Below are 16,194 nucleotides of genomic sequence, written 5' to 3'. Positions count from 1 at the left end.
GCACGGGTCGGAGCCGCTAGCGGAAACCGATGATGTCGAGGGTGGCGCCGCCGATCGCTTCGTTGTTCTGGCACACGACCAGGACAGCTGACGAGGTGGGCGTCAGCATTGGCTGGGCCAGGCCGGGTCGGCAGGGGTTGGCGATAGGAATCATCCTGGTAGGAAGCATGGTTCGGCGGTCACGTATCGAAAGATTCGGGGTGGAGCCGAGGTTCAGATCGACGATGTCGTCGGTGAGGAAGTAGTGGCCGTCGATGTCTGAGTATCCCGGGGTCATATCGGGGATGCGCTGGACATCAGTGCTGTCGGTCGTGGTGATCCCGGCGTATCGGCTGTTCGGCGGACCTTCCGGATCAGGCACTGCGACCAGTACCTCTGGGCCCTGGAGGTCTGCGGCGAAGGGGCTGCCGTCGGTACGGATCGGGGTGGTCGTGAGTTGGTCGGCACGATCGACGAGGAGGTAGTAGGTTCCTCTGTCCTCGTGCTGGAACCAGATGATATGCAGGGTGTTGGCCAGTAGCGAGACCGAAGGGCTGTTGCGAGTGGGGAAGTCGCGGGTTCCGAGTAGCGTGCCATTGGCCGTGTCGATCGCGAAGAGACGCCGCGTCGATTCACCGCAGCGGTACAGCCGGTAGACAGCTCGGTCCGACGCCAGGGTTTTGCCCTTGTCCGGTGTGCAGCCGGTGGTCGGGAGGGTGACCTTCCAGCGCCGTGCCGCGGTGCGGGGGTCGTATCCCGTGATCTCATTGTCTGTTTCGACTAGCACGTCGGTGGCGTTTGCCGCGCTGATCAACCAGCTGGGAACGTCGGGATAGTCGGCCGTGTAGTCGTTGTGGTCGTCCGAGGTCCAGAGGATCCGGCCGGTCACGGCATCGAAAGCGATACGCAGCGTGGTGTCCTCGCCGAACCAGCGGGTGATCAGGACCGAGCGGTCGGCGGTGGCGAACGTTGCGCCCAAATCGGGCCAGAGGACTCGCTGGCCGGACTGCGGCTCGCGCAGATAGTGCCAGCGTGGTTCGCCGGTCGCGCCGTCATAGGCGCGTACGCCGTCGATGCTCACGACGGCGAATCCTGTTCCCGCCGCGAGAACTTGGCGGCCCGCGGACTTTCGCCGCTCGTTGGTTGGGGGCAGTTGGAGGCGATACGCCTCTGCCGTGATCCGGCTGGGAACGGGGGCGATCGGAGCTTCGGCAACCGTCAGATGGTCGATATTGCCGCTGTCGTCGCCCGCGCGCACAGCGGCGACGGCGACGCCGGCCGATACCACCAACCCGGCGGCGATCGCGGTCGTGAGAATGCGGCGGCTGACAGTTCTGGCCAGACCCATGTGAATTGTGAGCAGCAGGGCAAGAATCGCACCGACGCCCACGAGGGCGATCGCGCCGACCGCGGTGGGGAGTTGGGCGAAGTAGGGATATTTCGCGCGGATCACCGAATAGCTGCTGGGCAGATGCTGTTTCCAGGACATGCCGACGAGGAACACGATCGCCAGCACGACAGCACCGCTGGCTCGAAGTTCCCAGGCGTGCTGGCTGTTCCACAGATCGATCGTGCGTCGGCGTCCCGCGAACCATGCGGCGACGACGATGGCGAGCACAACCGCACCGAGCACGCCGGTGACGGAAGCGAACCGGCCGGACTGTGCCAGCGTCACGCTGACCGAGCGGGTGGTGGCACCGAACCAGCTGTAGAGGGCGAGCAGGACACCGCCGGTGAGTAGGCCGGTACCGATCCCGGCGGCTACTGCACGGGCTCGGGGAAAGCGGCCGAGAGGGCGTTCCAGGGTGGGTAGCGAGGTGAGTGGATCGTCGACGGTGGTGCGTGCTTGTTCGGCGCTGGTGCTTTCCCCCACGGAACTGTCCCCTCGTCTGTTCGTTCGGCCGCGAGCTGCGCGGCCGGGAACAGCGTATGCGGTCTGGATGACCGGCGCTGATCGCCCGATGTCCAGCCGCCGAACTGGGCTACGCTGGAGAGGGAACGAGGGGAGCGGCCATGTCCGAGCAGCACGAAGGTGATCCGCGAGCGCGCTGGCGGGAGTTGCCGCCGGAGCCTACCGAGCTCATCGAGGAGACGACGGTCGAGACCAGGGCCGCTGATCTGGGGGTTCCCGCCGTCGATCTCACCGAGGAGTTCGTGCGCAAGTACGGGCTCTGACGCCGCAGGGCGCGCGACCGCCGCTCCTGCGCTCGATCTCGGTGCAGATCGTCGATGTAGAGCACGATCCGGTCGATCCGACGAGACTCCGGCGCCGCGCGGTAGTCGGCGGCCGATCATGCGGTCGGCATGCTCGAATCGGTGTACCGCCCACGCTATTGGCGCCGCGTCGATGATGCGAGTGTGGGTGAGAACTGGCTCCACGTGACGGTTTCAGGTGACTGGTCGCGTAAGGCGCCCGGGCCTAACCACGGAGATCGCCGACACCGGCGATTCGCACAACGTTTGCTAAATGCCTAGTGCCGCAAACGAATCAAGCTTGCCATGCCGATTTCCGGCGGTAGAATTTCCGCAGCTCGGTGCGTTTGTTCGCTACCCGAGGTATCGGCTTTTCGCTTCTTTTTCGGCATCCCTGTGGTCGTTCGAGAGGGCTCGGTCTTCGCGCGTGCTGTGGTCGATAGTCAAGGCAGTGCTGATTCTCGTCATCAGCGTGAGCGTCGCCAAGTTCATCGTCGTGCCCGCGGTGAAATGGCTGATGGTCACTGTTTTCGAGGAGCTGGAGGGGGAGGAGGGGGCGCTGCGCACCGCGCGGCAACTGCTCGCTTATCCGGTGACCGGCCTGCTCGGCAGACAGCGCAAAGCGCGACGTGGCGACGAGGATGCCGATCTCGAACTCTTTCTCATCGATGTCGCGGTCGGGGTGGTGTTGAGCACGTGCGTGCAGGGATTCCTGCTCACGCTGTTCACCATCGGCGGGGTGGGTGTGCTGACTGTTATCGGTGTGGCTCTGCTCGAATGAAAGTACGGAGGAATTCTTGAGCGACTTTGTGCCCGACATTCCGTTTCGGGTCGTCGATCCGCGAAACGAGCTGGCGCGTAATGGAAGCGACGTCAGCGAGCTGGTCATCAAAGCGGTGGTGATGGCGCTGCAATACCCCGTCGTCACCGCGATCAAGGAGGTCGTGCTCTCGGTGCACCGAGCGAGCATCGAGATCCAGGTCGCGATGCAGGACGCGCGGGTGGCCAAGCGGGTGGCCCTGCAATCGGTGACGGCCAAGCGATTCAACGACTGCCTGATGCAGTTGCACGCCGACAACGGGTGGCATCCCGAGGTGCGACAGATGCTGGAGGACAGCCTCGTCGAGGACCTCGCGAAGGAACTGCGCCGGATCCGGGTGACGTAGGCGCGAGGAGAGGAAACCGCCATGAGCAATATCGAACGCAGGCCCGAGCGGCCGCGGCGGAAACCGTCCGCCGAGCTGAGTACCAACCCGGTCCGTGCCATCGCGGAGGCGGGCGCCGAGCTCGAGCGGAAGCTCGCGACGGCCAAGCAGGCGGTGCGGACCGACATGCAGATCAAGGAACGCCTCGCCGAGGCGGAGATCGCGCAGGATCGAATCGACCGGGGGCGGTAGCGGTGTCGGATCGTGAACTGCTCGAACTGATCCGGGTGCAGATCGAGGAACCCGCTTTCGCCCGGATCCGGTCGCTGATGGCGTCGGGTCAGCTGACCATGCAGGACGCGGCGATGTTCCGGGCGTCCGCCGATCGCTACAAGGCGGCGATGCTCGCCGAGTACTCCGGGTACGACCCCCGGGTCCGCAACGAGCTGCTCAAATCGCTCATCACCGACTACGGGACGGAACTCGATCGGCTCATCGAGGCGGCGGTGCGTCATCGGTCGCCGCACCACCCCGGGCCCGGGATGATCGCCGGGGCTCCCGTCGCGCCTCGGGCGTCATCGGTACTGGCGCAGCGGTTCACGCGGCTGGTGGGTCGGATCGGGTGGAAGCGGAAGGCCCAGGGTGAGCGGTAAACCGAAGGGCGGGAATCGGTTCGGGCCGTGGAAGGCGACTATGCGGTCGATGCCGGATCCGGTCGCGGTGAGGACTTGGATGGAGTGCGCTTCGCTGTTCATGTAGACGGCGAAGGCGGGTTGGCCGTTGGCGGCGGTGGGGATCATGCGGACGGTGCTCGAGCGGGACGGGCACTGGGTGGCGATCAGGTGGAGGATGCGGGCGCGGCCGCGGAACCAGTCGGGGATCGGGGGCATTTCCCAGACGGCCTCGGACCTCAGCAGGGTGGCGAGGGTGGCCATGTCGGCGGAGGCGAAGGCGGTGGCCCAGCGGTCGAGGATCGCGCGGGTGGCGGGGTCGTCGGGTTCGGTGATGTGGTCGGCGTCGGTGGTGTGGGCGGCGAGGGTGGCGTGGGCGCGTTGCAAGGTGCTGTTGATCGCGGTCGGGGTGGTGTCGAGGAGGTCGGCGACCTCGGTCGCCTTCCAGTGCAGGACATCGCGCAGGATCAGGACAGCGCGCTGGCGGGGCGGCAGGGTCTGCCAGATCGCGATCAGGGCCAGGCGGGTGGTGTGGCGGGTGGCGACGATCGCGGCGGGGTCGGTGGACTCGGGTTCGATGAGGATGTCCGGGATGGGCTGTAGCCAGGGGACGGTGTCGGCGTCGCCGCGCAGCTGGTCGGGGTGGTCGGCGGGGCCGGTGAGGCCGGAGGGGAGGACGCGGCGGCTGCTGTGCTCGAGTGCGTTGAGGCAGGCGTTGGTGGCGATGCGGTAGAGCCAGGTGCGCAGGGACGCGCGGCCCTCGAAGTCGGCGTAGCCGCGCCAGGCGCGCAGCAGGGTCTCCTGGACCAGGTCCTCGGCGTCGTCGAGGGAGCCGAGCATGCGGTAGCAGTGGGCCAGGAGTTCGCGGCGGTACGGCAGGGTGCGGGTCGCGAACTCGTCGGTCTGGGTCATTCGCCGTCCTTCCGGGCACAGGGGTCCCCTGCTAGTACTGACCGCTTGCCCGGCGAGAAGTCATCGGTGTGGGCGCGATGAGTTTGTTCCTGTGTCCGGTCGGTATGTGTGTGGGTTCGATCGACCGGAAGGACGCCCCATGGAGATACCGACAGTGTCGAAGGCTACGCAGCGCTGGGTGCTCGCGCTGGGCGCCGTCGCTTCGATGATGGCGGCGCTGGACACCCTGGTGGTGGCGACCGCGCTGGGCACACTGCGCGAGGATTTCGGCGCCTCGCTGGCGACGTTGGAATGGACCGTCAACGGCTACAACCTGAGTTTCGCGGTGCTGCTGATCACCGCGGCGGTGCTCGGGGACCGGTTCGGGCGGCGCCGGATGTTCGCGGTCGGGCTCGCGATCTTCGTCGCCGGGTCGGCGGCGTGCGCGGTCGCGGGGTCGGCCGGGATGTTGATCGCGGCGCGGGTGGTGCAGGGCGCGGGGGCGGCGCTGATCATGAGTTTGGCGTTGGCGTTGGTCACCGCGGCGTTCGCGCCCGAGCGCCGGGGCGGGGCGATCGGGGTGCTGGAAGGGGTGACGGGGTTGGCGGTCGCGTGCGGGCCGCTGGTCGGCGGGGCGGTCGCGGAGGGGTTGTCGTGGCAGTGGATCTTCTGGGTGAACGTGCCGATCGGGCTGCTGGCGATTCCGCTGGTGCTGGTGCGGATTCCGGAGAGCTTCGGGCCGGACACCGCTGTCGACGGTGTCGGGTTGGGGCTGGTGACCGGTGGTGCGCTGGGCGTGGTGTGGGGGCTGGTGCGCGGCAATATCGTGGGCTGGACGGATCCGGAGATCCTGCTGACGCTGGGTGGTGGCATCGTCGCGCTGCTCGGTTTCGCGGTGTGGGAATCCCGTACGCGCACACCGATGTTCCCGGTCCGGATGTTCACCTCCCGCGGCTTCGCGGCCGGGAACGCGGCGATCTTCCTGACCTTCGCGGCGCTGTTCGGCGCGGTGTTCTTCTTCGCGCAGTTCCTGCAGATGGTGTTCCACTACGGGCCGCTGGGCGCCGGGCTGCGGTTGCTGCCGTGGACCTTGACCCTGTTCTTCTGCGCGCCGCTGGCCGGGGTCCTGGCCGATCGGATCGGGGAGCGTCCGCTGATGACCGTGGGACTGACCCTCCAGGCGATCGGTCTGGGCTGGATCGCGATCGTCGCCGACCCCGCGATGGCCTACACCGCGATGATCGCGCCGCTGGTGGTGGCGGGAATCGGGGTGTCGATGGCGATTCCGACGGCGCAGAGCGCGGTGGTCGGGGCGGTCGAGCACGGCGCGATCGGGAAGGCGGCGGGCGCCAACAGCATGATGCGGGAACTCGGCGGGGTGTTCGGGATCGCCGTGGTGGTGGCGGTTTTCGCCGGATTCGGTGGGTACGGGTCGGCGGGGGAGTTCGTCGACGGGTTCGGTCCGGCGATCGCGGTGGGCGCGGCGTTGTCGTTGCTCGGTGCCGTCGTGGCGCTCGCGCTACCGGGGCGCCGGGCGCGGACGGCCGACGGCGAGGCGGCGGCGATGGTTCCGGTGTGAGCCGTGTCGGTGGGTCGCCGCGCGGGGATCTACCCGCCGGCGACGGCCGGGATGATCATCAGTTCGGTGTGCGTGGTCAGCGGGGTGTCGACGCCGTTCAAGGTGCGGCACTCGTCGCCGTCCACATAGAAATTGACGTAGCGACGCAGGGTGCCGCGCTCGTCGCGCAGGCGGCGTTCCAGGGCGGGGGACCGGTCGCGGAGAGTGTCGAGGACTTCGCGCAGGGTGGGGGCGTCGATGTCGAGTTCGTGCGCGCCGTTCGCGTAGGGGCGCAGGGCGGAGGGGAGCAGGACGCGGGCCATGGGTCAGCCGATGACGGCGGCGCGGACGCACAGGACGTCGGGGAGTTTGTCGGCGACCAGGTGCCAGTGGTCGCCTTCGTCGGGGCTGCAGTAGACCTCGCCGTTGCGGGTGCCGAAGTAGATGCCGGTGGGGTCGGCGTCGTCGGCGGTCATCGCGTCGCGCATGACGGCCGCCCAGAACGGCACCGTCGGAAGGCCGTCCGTGCGCGCCGACCAGGTCCGGCCGCCGTCGTCGCTGCGGTAGACGGCGCAGGTGGCGTCGGGTGGGAAGCGGAAGCGGTCCATGTCGGCGACGAGCGGGAAGGTGTAGATGACGCCGGGGCGGCGGGGGTGGGCGACGATCGGGAAGCCGAAATTCGACGGTGGCAGGTCGGCGTCGATGGACTGCCAGGTGGTGCCGTCGTCGGTGCTGCGGAACACGCCGCCGTGATTCTGCAGGTAGAGGGTGCTGGGGGTTTCGGCGTCGCGGACGACCTTGTGCACGCACTGGCCCCATTCGGGCAGCTCGCCGGGCATGAAGTCGGCGGTGACGCCCTTGTTGGTCGGCGTCCAGGAGGCGCCGCCGTCGGCGGTCTGGTAGACGCCGCCGGTCGACATGGCCACGGCCAGGCGCTGGGTGTCGGTGGGATGCGGGAGGACGGTGTGCAGCGCGAGCCCGCCGCCACCCGGCTCCCACTGCGGCCGGTGCGGGTGGTCCCACAGGCCTCTGACCAGCGTGAAAGTCCTTCCGCCGTCGGTGGAACGGAACAGCGCCGACGGTTCGACGCCCGCGTAGACCACCTCCGGCTCGGCCTCGGTGGCCGGTGCGATCTGCCAGACGCCCTGGAGCGCGGCGTCGGTGCTGTCGGGGAAGGCCAGTGGGGCGTCGTCGGGTTCGGTCCAGGTCTCGCCGAGATCGTCGCTGGCGACCAGCGTCGGGCCGAAGTGGCTGTTGAGGACACCGGCCAGCAGGCGCGGGGTTTCCCGGCGGGTGTCGATGGCCAGGGCTTTCACATCGGCGACCGGGAACTGGGGCGGGCTCACCGTCCAGCTCACCCGGCCGTCCGAGCTGCGGGCCAGGAACAATCCCTTGCGCGTTCCGATTCCGAGAAGTACGTCCATCGCCGACCTCCAGGTCGTCAGCACCGACGCGGATGAAAATGAGCGTACTCCGCGGTGACGTAAGGGCCGCATGATCACGTTTCGTGAGGGATACTGGTCCGATCGTGCGCAACCCGCCGCACGAGCGTGACTTTTTCGCGACCATTTCGTAATCTGGCAGTGACCTTGTTCTCGACAGTAGCTGGTGATTGATAAAGTGCCTGGTCAACATCGCACCCCCGCTCCTCCGACGGGGCGCATGTCGTTGGCTGTGTGCAGCCTCGCAGCAACGGTTCCCGGCATGCTCTGGATGGCGTTCCGCCCGGGCGGGACCGAGGTGCAGCAGGTCGCGGCCGTCGTGCCGCACACCCCGTCCGCCGTCGAGGTCGACGTCCTGCCCGCGCTGACCCACGACGAGCCGACCATCGCGCCGGCTCCGGTCGCGGCCGACGACGAATCGGCGACGCTGTCCGCCTCGAAGCTGAAGTACCTGTGCTCGACGGAGTGGAAGGGCACCCAGCCCCACGTCGCGCAGGTCAGCCACATGGTGCAGAAGATGTTCGGGCTCTCCGACATCGGCGGCGCCAACGGACGTTTCGACGGTGACCACGGCGCCGGCCTCGCGCTCGACATCATGACCTCGAACCCCGCGCAGGGTGACGCGATCGCCGCGTTCGTGCTGGCCAACAAGGCACGCTTCGGCGTCACCTACGTGATCTGGCAGCAGCAGTTCAACGACGGCGGCGGCTGGTCGTACATGGAGGACCGGGGCAGCCCGACCCAGAACCACTACGACCACGTGCACGTATCGTTCTCCTCGTACGGCGCCGCCAACCTCACCTGCTGATCTCCGGTACTCCGAGCACCGGAGATCAGCGCCGGTCACTTCCCGATCGGCGCCCCGAACAGCCCGGCGAGGGTCTCGCCGACGATCGCCACCCATTCCGGCCACGTGCGCTGGTCGAGAGTCATGGTGCCGACATCGGTGAGCGTGCACCCGGACTCGACGGGTACGCCGGCGAAGCGGTCGCGCATCCACATCATCACGCTGGGGACCGCGATCGGTTCCAGTGAGAGATGTTCGCTGAGATGGTCACGGGTGTAGGTGATCCGGGCGGCAGGGTCCTGGCAGTAGGTGCCGAAGAGAGTGTTGACCGGGCCGACCGGGACCAGCCAGTCCATGTTCGCCTGGTAGAGGAACACGGGCATGGCCGGCGTGGATTTGCCCATGCGGGTGCGGTCGAGGACCTTCTTCGCCTCCGGGGATTCGAGCGGGTCGCCGGGGGTATTCAGCAGGCCCTTGATGTTCATGAACGGCAGCGACAGCGCCTGGTACGTGACGCACATGCGGTCCTTCGCGTCGAGTAGCACTTGCGCGAGCGGGGTGCCGGTGCGGCGAAGGAAGGCGGCGAATTCCGGTTCCTCGTGGGCCAGTCCGATGATGCCGGCGAACACGACGCCCGAGGCCGCGTTGTTGTTGGCGAGGTTCACCAGCGCGCCGAGGTCGGCGTCGGTGCCGCCGGAGGCCGCGCCGACGATGTTCAGTTCCGGGGCGTAGGTGGCGGCCAGTTCGGCGGCGTGCATGGTCGGGACCGAGCCGCCCGAGTAGCCCATCATGCCCACCTTGGTCGCCGCGCCGTCGAGGCCGAGCGGGGCGAAGTTCTCCGCGGCGCGGATGCCGTCGAGGGCGATGCGCCCGGCGAGCGGGCCGTGGGCGAAGGCGGAGTTGGGGCCCTGGTGGTCGGGAACGACGACGGCCCAGCCCTGCTGGAGGGCGACCTGCACCTCGAGGAAGGAGATCGAGGCCACCGACTGGCCGGTGAGCTGGCCGGGAATCGACCACTGCTGCACGGCGTAGGAGGAGGCGCAGTACTGGCCGGTCGAGTCCTCGGCCATGTGGTAGGAGAGCAGGTTGCGGGTGCCGGGCGCGACCTCGCCGCGCGGTTTCAGCACGGTGGCCACCGACGCGATCGGCTGGTCGTAGCTGTTGTTGGAGCGGTAGGAGACCTGCCAGGCGTCGACATTGACCGGGAGCAGGGAGAAGTTGGCGACGCGGACCTCGCGCGCGGCGATGATCTCGCCCGGCTGCTTGGTGGCGACGACCTCGGCCGGTGGGCGGTAGAACCCGTCGAATTCGGGGATCGCCGGTGCGCTGAGAAACGGCGGGGCCGGCTGCACCGGGCCGTCGTAGGGAACGGCGAATGCCGGTGTGCCGCTGAGGATCAGCAGCATGCCGAGCGCGGCGCCACCCGCCGTGGTGAGGCGGCGGAGCAGGCCGGGCCGCGTTCTGTCGTCGGATCTTCTTCGCGTTCCGGGCACGCGGCACCCCTTCGTTCAGTTTTAGACGCCATCGTCTAAATTGTGCCGCACGTTACAGCGTGCCGGAGCCGTTCGGCAAGTGGGTCAGGGCGGGGTGAGGGCGACCAGGAAGCGGGTGAGGACTTCGACCAGATCGTCGAATCCGGTGCGCGGCTCGGTGCTGCTCCACTGGTGCACCAGCGCCATCAGCGCGCCGATGAATCCGGTTGCCGCCGTGCGGTATCCGCCGACGGGGGTGAAGTCGTTGCCGAGCGCGAGGCGCAGTTCGGTGGCGAAGAAGTCGGCCCAGACCTCGCGCTGTTCGATCCGGTGCCGTTCGAACTCGTCGCTCACGCCGACACATTCGACGAACGAGACGCGCGCGCGATGCACATCGGAGCCGACCGACTCCGCGTAGGCGCGCATCGCGGCCCGCGCGCGGGTGACGAAATCGTCGGCCGAGGTGTCGGCGACCGCGGCCGCGACGGCCTGGCGCGCGTCGACCTGCACCGCGTCGTACACCGCGAGCAGTAGTTCTTCTCTATTGGCGAAGTGCTCGTAGAACTGGGCGCGGGCGAGTCCGGCGGCCTTGCAGATGCTGGTGATCGAGCTGTTTCGGTAACCGGTGCCGCCGAAGACGGCTAGTCCGGCGCGCAGGAACCGGTCGCGCCGCTGGGCTCGCCGGTCGTCGACGCGGCTGCTCGCGCGGGAAGAACTGGGGACCGTCACCGCCGTCAGGATAGTGCGACGTCTCCTGGGCAGGTGATCAGCGGGGTGGCGTTCCTGAGAGTAGACCGTTCATTTAGGCATATCTCCACGCGATCGGGGCCGCGCTCCTACGGTGGAGAGTGGCTCAGTTCTGTCGAGAGGAATGTGGACATGGGACGGTTGGCGGGCAAGGTCGCGGTGATCAGCGGCGGAGCGCGGGGAATGGGCGCGGCGCACGCGCGCCGGTTCGTCGCCGAGGGCGCGTCGGTGGTACTCGGTGACGTGCTCGACGACGAGGGCGCTCTCGTCGCCAAGGAGCTCGGCGACGCCGCGATCTACCGGCACCTGGACGTGCGCGAACCCGAGCAGTGGGCCGCGGTCGTCGCGGCGGCGGTCGAGACCTTCGGCGGGCTGCACGTGCTGGTGAACAACGCGGGGATCGTCAACGGGAACCTGCTCGTCGACTTCGCGCTGGAGGAGTGGCAGCGGATCATCGACATCAACCTGACCGGGACCTTCCTCGGCATGCAGGCGGCGGTGCCCGCGATGACCAGCGGCGGATCGATCGTGAACATCTCCTCGGTCGAGGGGATGCGCGGTAGCCCGGGCCTGCACGGGTACACGGCGACGAAGTTCGCGGTGCGCGGGCTCACCAAGTCGGCGGCCCTGGAGCTGGCGGCGCAGGGGATCCGAGTGAATTCGGTGCATCCCGGACTGATCAGCACGCCGATGACCGAGGGGATTCCGGCGGACTTCCTGCAGATTCCGGTGAAGCGGGCGGCCGAGCCGGACGAGGTGTCGGCCTTGGTCGCGTACCTGGCGTCGGAGGAGTCGTCGTATTCCACCGGTGCGGAGTTCGTCGTCGACGGCGGGCTCACGGTCGGGGTGCCGCACAAGAGTTTCTGAGTGGCATCGTGTCGGCGGAACCCCGCGGTTCCGCCGACCGACACCGCGATCAGCTCAGGCGGCGGATGTCGCCGCGGACGCGGTAGAAGCCGCCGCGGGCGGATTCGGTGACGGCGTCGACGACGTAGCGGGTGCCGGCCTGGCGGATGTCGCGGGGGAACTGGACGTTCCAGCCGCGTTCGTAGCCGGGGCTGACGACGTGCACGCGCAGGGAGCCGCCGTGTTCGACGCATTCGACGACGATGCCGGTGCCCGCGTCGGCGGTGACCTCGAGAGTGCTCGACGCGGTGACCGCCGAGATCTCGGGGGCCTTGACCGAGATCGTGCTGGGGAGCACGCCCTGGTCGGCGTCGCGGACGGCGGATTCGCTCACGTCGAGGCAGGCCAGGGCGCCGGACGTGGTGACCAAGTACAGCTTCTCGTCGTGGTACTGCATGGAGTACGCCGAACCGCAGCCGGTGGCCAGCTTCCACAGGCGGGTGCCGGTGGCGTCGAAGCAGTAGACCGAGGAGTGCGAGTCGCCGGCGAAGACGTAGCGGCCGTCGGGGGAGGCGGCGCAGGAGAAGACGGCGGCGTCGCACTGGTAGGCGCGGGTGGTGACGCCCTGCTTGGTGATCTCCTCGACGCGGTTGGCGGAGGTGCCCGCGTAGACGTCGGAGGTCTCCTGCCAGCCGAACAGGACCGAGCCGTTGGTCGGCGAATGCCATTGGGTGGCACCGGTTTCCAGGTGGTACTTGGTGACACCGGCGCTGTGGCCGTGGTAGACGCCGGTCGGGTCCAGGCGCACCATCCAGCCGGAGGAACCCGTGCTGCGGGCCGACCAGAGCGACTCCTCCTCGTGGTCGATGACGGTCAGGCCGCCCGCGGCGTCGGAGGCGGCGAGGATGCCGTCGTGGATGTCGAGCCAATAGACGTCGGTGGCCGAGACGTCGTAGGCGGCGCGCGGGACCTTGCCCGACAGGTCGTAGACGCGGCCGTCGTCGCAGCCCGCGTAGATCCAGAAGTCGTCGGCCACCAGGCATTTCACGCCGTCGGGCAGCTGGTAGCGGTTGGTCACCACGCCGTCGGGGGTGAGGGTGTAGACCTCGCCGTTCTCGTTGCCGACCCAGCAGCGCTGCTCGTCGACGAAGATGCCGAACGCGGCCGCGCCGGAGTCGAAGCGCCACAGGACCGGAGCGCTCTTGGCGGTCGAACGCTGGCTGGTGATCACGCGGCGCGTCACCGCGCGGCGCTGCCGCCCGCCCATCACCGCGGGCGCGTAGCCCTTGCGGACCTTCTCACCGATCTTCTTCTGCGCGGCCGACTTCGCCTTCTCCGCCGTGGCGAACGAACTCGCCTTGGACTGACCCTGTTCCCCGATCCGGCCGAAGCGGATGTTGACCTGGGTGCCGGTGACGATCACCTCGTAGAACTTGTGCGAGGAACCGGTGTCGTCGGACAGTTCCAGGTAGGTGGTTTCGGCGGTCGTCATGGATCCTCGCTGAGCTCGTGCGTCTTTCGAACGAGCGAAAAGTAGCAAGGCACACCGACATCGGCCCGACGGACGAGATCGCTGCAGGTCAACGCATGTGAGGGGCGCTATCCACTGAAGCAGGCGGTGAGTTTGGCCACCGAGTCCGGCGACAGCGGACGCAGACCCTTCTGGAGGTCGGTGTTCTGTATGCCGAATCGGATTCCTCGTCGATTGTCGGGGAACCGGTCCGGGATCGCGTTGCGGAGTTCTCGTCGCAGCGTGAACGGCACTACGTAGGTGTAGATCTCGGGATCAGGCCAGGGAGCGTTGACTGCCGGTCGGGCCCGGTCCGTCGCTGTGATCATGGCGAGTAGACCCGAGCCTGGACGCTGGCCGCCGCCCCGCCAGACGAAGATGGTGTCGCCGACGCGGACTTGCGCGGCACTGCGGACGGCCGACGGGCTGGAGCGCACGCCGATCAGACCGGACTGCTTGCAGATGGCCCAGTTGGCCGCATCTTCGTAGCGCAGGCTGAAAACGAACGCGGGCATACGAATAGATGCTAGTGGTCGCGATCATCGTCGGGCGGTGGAACAGGTGCGTCACATGCCCGCGACGTCGAGGAGTGGTGGGGGATAGACGGTGTGGGGGATGGCGGTGCGCCAGGGGCGGTGGATGGTGGGGCCGGGGAGGTGGGCTAGTTCGGGGAGCCAGGTGCGGGTGTAGGTGCCGTCGGGGTCGTAGCGGTCGGCTTGGCGGAGGGGGTTGAGGGTGCGGTTGGGGCGGGTGTCGGTGCCGGTGCCCGCGGCCCACTGCCAGTTGAGCTGGTTGTTGGCGAGGTCGGCGTCGACGAGCCAGTGCAGGAAGTGGGCGGCGCCGATGCGCCAGTCCAGGCGCAGGGATTTGGCGAAGAAGGAGGCGGTGATCAGGCGGGCGCGGCCGGGGAGCCAGCCGTCGGTGACGAGCTGGCGCATGGCGGCGTCGATGATCGGGTAGCCGGTGCGGCCTTGCTTCCAGGCGGTGACGGCGTCGGGGTCGGTGCGCACGGCGAACGGGCCGGGGCGGTAGCTGGTCCAGGCGGTGTCGGGGCGGGCCGCGAGGAGCTGGTGGTGGAAGTCGCGCCAGGCGAGCTGGCGGGCGAAGGCGTGGCCGCCCGGGTCGGACAGGTCGGTGCGGTGCACGATCTCGACGGGGGACAGGCAGCCGAAGTGCAGGTGCGGGGAGAGGTGGGAGGTGGCGTCGGCGGCGAGGTCGTCGTTGCGGTCGGCGTAGTCCTCGATCGGGCCCGCGAGCCACTTGCGCAGCAGGACCCGGCCGCTGATCTCGCCGCCGCGCGGGCAGTTCGGGGACGGCTCGCCAGTCGACAGGTCTCCGGGTGTCGGCAGGGGATCACTTGCCACGTCGGGGACCGACAGGCTGCGCGGAGTGCCGAGCGGGTGGCGCTGGTGGGCGTCGACCCAGCGGCGGAAATACGGTGTGAACACGGCGTAGTGGTCGCGGCCGGTGGCGGGGGTGAGGACGGCGGGGTCGGCGGCGGTGACGACTGCGCTGTGGGTGCGCACCACGCAGTCGGTCCCGGCGAGGCGCTCGCGCAGGGCCCGTTCGCGACGGGTGGCGAAGGCGCTGACGTCCTCGGCGAGATGCACCGCGCCCGCACCGGTCTCGGCGACGAGCCGGGCGAGTTCCTCGGTCACCTCGCCGCGACGCACCACGAGCCTGCCGCCGATGCCGCGCAGGCGTTCGTCGAGTTCGGCCAGGGCGGAGGCGAGGAAGACGGCGCGATTGGGTGGGCAGCGGTCCGGGACGATGCGGTCGTCGACGACGAAGACCGGGATCACGGCGTCGCTCTCGCGGTGCGCGGCGGTGAGGACCGGGTTGTCGGCGGTGCGCAGGTCGCGGGTGAACAGCGCGATCGCGACGCTCATCGGGCGCACAGCGGGGTGATGTCGGAGCGGCCGCCGGTGGTCGGGGTGGTCAGGTAGACGCAGGTGTTCTGGCCCGCGGCCACGATCGCGGCGTCGATGTCGTTCCAGGTGGGGGCGTCGACCGCGGGGGTGCGGGACAGCACGAAGCCGGACAGACGGCTGGGGTCGGTGACGACCGCCCAGGAGTAGTCCGGGCCGAGCGCGGTGACGATGTAGTTGGGGGCGCCGGTGCGCTGATCCTGGCCGGGCACGCCGGGGAAGGAGACGTGCAGCTGGGCGCTGGTGACGGGATCGGTCACCGTCGCGGTGCCCCGGATCTCGGCGGTGCCGCCCGACCAGGTGCGGCAGTGGTTGTAGACGCCGACGTCACCGGCGTCGTCGAGGGTGTAGGTGGCGGTGGTGTCACCGGCGCAGTCGAGGCTGAACGGGGCCGGGATCGCGGCCAGCTGATGCCAGACGCCCAGATATCGCTCGACGTCGAGTGACGGCACGGGCGCCGGGGGCGCGGCGGAGGCGGCGGCCGGGACCAGCGCCACGGCGGCCGCCGCCGCGCAGGCGAGTAGCGGAACGGAGGAACGGGCGATGCGCACGGGAACTCCTCGGATCGTTGGTACTGACAGACTATCAATGAACGATGCATAATTGATTCATCCGGCGAGAGGAGTTCCCGATGAAACGGGAGTGGCCGTTCCGTCTGCTCGGTCTGGCGACCGCCGCCTATGGCGTGAGTGTGGCCGCACGCCCGGAGGTGCTGTTGCGGCCGTGTGGATGGGAGTCGGATCGGGCGGGCAGTCGGGCGCTGGCCCGGATGGTCGGGTGCCGGGACGCGATCTCCGGCGCGGCCATGGTGCTGGCGCCGGACGCCCGCGTCGCGCGCGCCGCCGCGGGGGTGCGCATCGCGGCCGACCTCGCCGACGCGCTGGTCCTGGGCGCGGCGGTCGAACCACGCCTGCGCCGGACCGCGATCTCGGTGCCGCTGGTCTGGGGCCTGTTCGGGGCGGTGAGCACGGCGCTGGCCTGGCCGCCGCGACCCGCCGCCACACGGCCGTGACACGCGGGCGCGG

The 16,194-nt window shown here is 68.9% G+C and carries 19 protein-coding genes; 9 read left to right on the top strand and 10 right to left on the bottom strand.

Translation table 11 applies throughout. The features are described 5' to 3' along the window. Positions 1 to 16: 16 nt before the first annotated feature. A complete protein-coding gene (locus tag AB0L91_RS33015) occupies positions 17 to 1,852 on the bottom strand; it encodes a PQQ-binding-like beta-propeller repeat protein (protein WP_365016601.1) in 1,836 nt (611 codons plus the stop codon). Between the two features lie 140 nt (positions 1,853 to 1,992). Between AB0L91_RS33015 and AB0L91_RS33010 the strand changes: the two genes are divergently transcribed. The 5 genes from AB0L91_RS33010 to AB0L91_RS32990 all read left to right on the top strand — a co-directional run bounded on the left by AB0L91_RS33010 (position 1,993) and on the right by AB0L91_RS32990 (position 3,970). Next, complete coding sequence (locus tag AB0L91_RS33010) at positions 1,993 to 2,154, top strand: hypothetical protein (RefSeq protein WP_357349408.1); 162 nt, start codon at positions 1,993 to 1,995, stop codon at positions 2,152 to 2,154. 469 nt (positions 2,155 to 2,623) lie between these two features. Further along, positions 2,624 to 2,953: a hypothetical protein gene (locus tag AB0L91_RS33005; protein ID WP_365016599.1), complete on the top strand. Its 330-nt coding sequence runs from the start codon at positions 2,624 to 2,626 to the stop codon at positions 2,951 to 2,953. A gap of 16 nt (positions 2,954 to 2,969) precedes the next feature. Then, positions 2,970 to 3,338 carry a hypothetical protein gene (locus tag AB0L91_RS33000; RefSeq protein WP_365016597.1) on the top strand — a complete coding sequence of 123 codons (369 nt, stop codon included), beginning with the start codon at positions 2,970 to 2,972 and terminating at the stop codon, positions 3,336 to 3,338. A gap of 21 nt (positions 3,339 to 3,359) precedes the next feature. Then, complete coding sequence (locus AB0L91_RS32995; protein ID WP_365016595.1) at positions 3,360 to 3,569, top strand: hypothetical protein; 210 nt, start codon at positions 3,360 to 3,362, stop codon at positions 3,567 to 3,569. A gap of 2 nt (positions 3,570 to 3,571) precedes the next feature. Further along, complete coding sequence (locus AB0L91_RS32990) at positions 3,572 to 3,970, top strand: hypothetical protein (protein WP_365016593.1); 399 nt, start codon at positions 3,572 to 3,574, stop codon at positions 3,968 to 3,970. Here AB0L91_RS32990 and AB0L91_RS32985 read toward each other — a convergent pair. After that, on the bottom strand, positions 3,893 to 4,900 hold the full coding sequence (locus AB0L91_RS32985) for a sigma-70 family RNA polymerase sigma factor (RefSeq protein WP_365016591.1): 1,008 nt from the start codon (positions 4,898 to 4,900) through the stop codon (positions 3,893 to 3,895). The genes AB0L91_RS32990 and AB0L91_RS32985 overlap by 78 nt on opposite strands. A 139-nt stretch (positions 4,901 to 5,039) precedes the next feature. Here AB0L91_RS32985 and AB0L91_RS32980 point away from each other — a divergent pair, with 139 nt between their 5' ends. Beyond that, positions 5,040 to 6,458 carry an MFS transporter gene (locus AB0L91_RS32980; protein ID WP_365016589.1) on the top strand — a complete coding sequence of 473 codons (1,419 nt, stop codon included), beginning with the start codon at positions 5,040 to 5,042 and terminating at the stop codon, positions 6,456 to 6,458. Between the two features lie 29 nt (positions 6,459 to 6,487). On the opposite strand, the gene AB0L91_RS32975 is transcribed toward AB0L91_RS32980, so the two are convergent. Then, on the bottom strand, positions 6,488 to 6,760 hold the full coding sequence (locus tag AB0L91_RS32975) for a MoaD/ThiS family protein (protein ID WP_365016587.1): 273 nt from the start codon (positions 6,758 to 6,760) through the stop codon (positions 6,488 to 6,490). 3 nt (positions 6,761 to 6,763) lie between these two features. Continuing rightward, on the bottom strand, positions 6,764 to 7,861 hold the full coding sequence (locus AB0L91_RS32970; protein ID WP_365016585.1) for an exo-alpha-sialidase: 1,098 nt from the start codon (positions 7,859 to 7,861) through the stop codon (positions 6,764 to 6,766). A 280-nt stretch (positions 7,862 to 8,141) separates the two neighbouring features. Between AB0L91_RS32970 and AB0L91_RS32965 the strand changes: the two genes are divergently transcribed. Next, entirely contained in the window at positions 8,142 to 8,687 is a 546-nt protein-coding gene (locus tag AB0L91_RS32965) for a hypothetical protein (RefSeq protein ID WP_355279884.1), read from the top strand. A 35-nt stretch (positions 8,688 to 8,722) separates the two neighbouring features. On the opposite strand, the gene AB0L91_RS32960 is transcribed toward AB0L91_RS32965, so the two are convergent. Both AB0L91_RS32960 and AB0L91_RS32955 read right to left on the bottom strand, forming a co-directional pair. Further along, positions 8,723 to 10,159: a lipase family protein gene (locus AB0L91_RS32960; protein WP_365016582.1), complete on the bottom strand. Its 1,437-nt coding sequence runs from the start codon at positions 10,157 to 10,159 to the stop codon at positions 8,723 to 8,725. Positions 10,160 to 10,243: 84 nt separating this feature from the next. Continuing rightward, complete coding sequence (locus AB0L91_RS32955; RefSeq protein ID WP_365016580.1) at positions 10,244 to 10,867, bottom strand: TetR/AcrR family transcriptional regulator; 624 nt, start codon at positions 10,865 to 10,867, stop codon at positions 10,244 to 10,246. Positions 10,868 to 11,017: 150 nt separating this feature from the next. Between AB0L91_RS32955 and AB0L91_RS32950 the strand changes: the two genes are divergently transcribed. Beyond that, positions 11,018 to 11,752 carry a glucose 1-dehydrogenase gene (locus tag AB0L91_RS32950; protein WP_357349396.1) on the top strand — a complete coding sequence of 245 codons (735 nt, stop codon included), beginning with the start codon at positions 11,018 to 11,020 and terminating at the stop codon, positions 11,750 to 11,752. Between the two features lie 49 nt (positions 11,753 to 11,801). Here AB0L91_RS32950 and AB0L91_RS32945 read toward each other — a convergent pair whose 3' ends face one another. The 4 genes from AB0L91_RS32945 to AB0L91_RS32930 all read right to left on the bottom strand — a co-directional run bounded on the left by AB0L91_RS32945 (position 11,802) and on the right by AB0L91_RS32930 (position 15,720). Beyond that, on the bottom strand, positions 11,802 to 13,223 hold the full coding sequence (locus AB0L91_RS32945) for a WGR domain-containing protein (RefSeq protein ID WP_355279892.1): 1,422 nt from the start codon (positions 13,221 to 13,223) through the stop codon (positions 11,802 to 11,804). Between the two features lie 107 nt (positions 13,224 to 13,330). Continuing rightward, positions 13,331 to 13,756, bottom strand: a complete 426-nt coding sequence (locus AB0L91_RS32940) for a hypothetical protein (protein WP_365016577.1) — start codon at positions 13,754 to 13,756, stop codon at positions 13,331 to 13,333. Positions 13,757 to 13,807: 51 nt separating this feature from the next. Then, positions 13,808 to 15,130, bottom strand: coding sequence for a deoxyribodipyrimidine photo-lyase (locus AB0L91_RS32935; protein WP_365016575.1), 1,323 nt, complete (start codon positions 15,128 to 15,130; stop codon positions 13,808 to 13,810). After that, positions 15,127 to 15,720 (bottom strand): lipocalin family protein, encoded by a 594-nt coding sequence (locus AB0L91_RS32930; RefSeq protein WP_365016573.1) that lies wholly within the window; start codon positions 15,718 to 15,720, stop codon positions 15,127 to 15,129. Before AB0L91_RS32930 ends, AB0L91_RS32935 begins: the two co-directional genes overlap by 4 nt. Before the next feature lie 80 nt (positions 15,721 to 15,800). Between AB0L91_RS32930 and AB0L91_RS32925 the strand changes: the two genes are divergently transcribed. Beyond that, positions 15,801 to 16,181: a hypothetical protein gene (locus AB0L91_RS32925; RefSeq protein ID WP_365016571.1), complete on the top strand. Its 381-nt coding sequence runs from the start codon at positions 15,801 to 15,803 to the stop codon at positions 16,179 to 16,181. Positions 16,182 to 16,194: the final 13 nt, after the last annotated feature.

It is taken from the genome of Nocardia sp. NPDC051833 (genome assembly GCF_040681225.1).
GTDB lineage: Bacteria > Actinomycetota > Actinomycetes > Mycobacteriales > Mycobacteriaceae > Nocardia.
The sequence above is the reverse complement of the archived record's forward strand: the minus strand, read 5'-3'. Positions and strand labels throughout refer to the sequence as shown.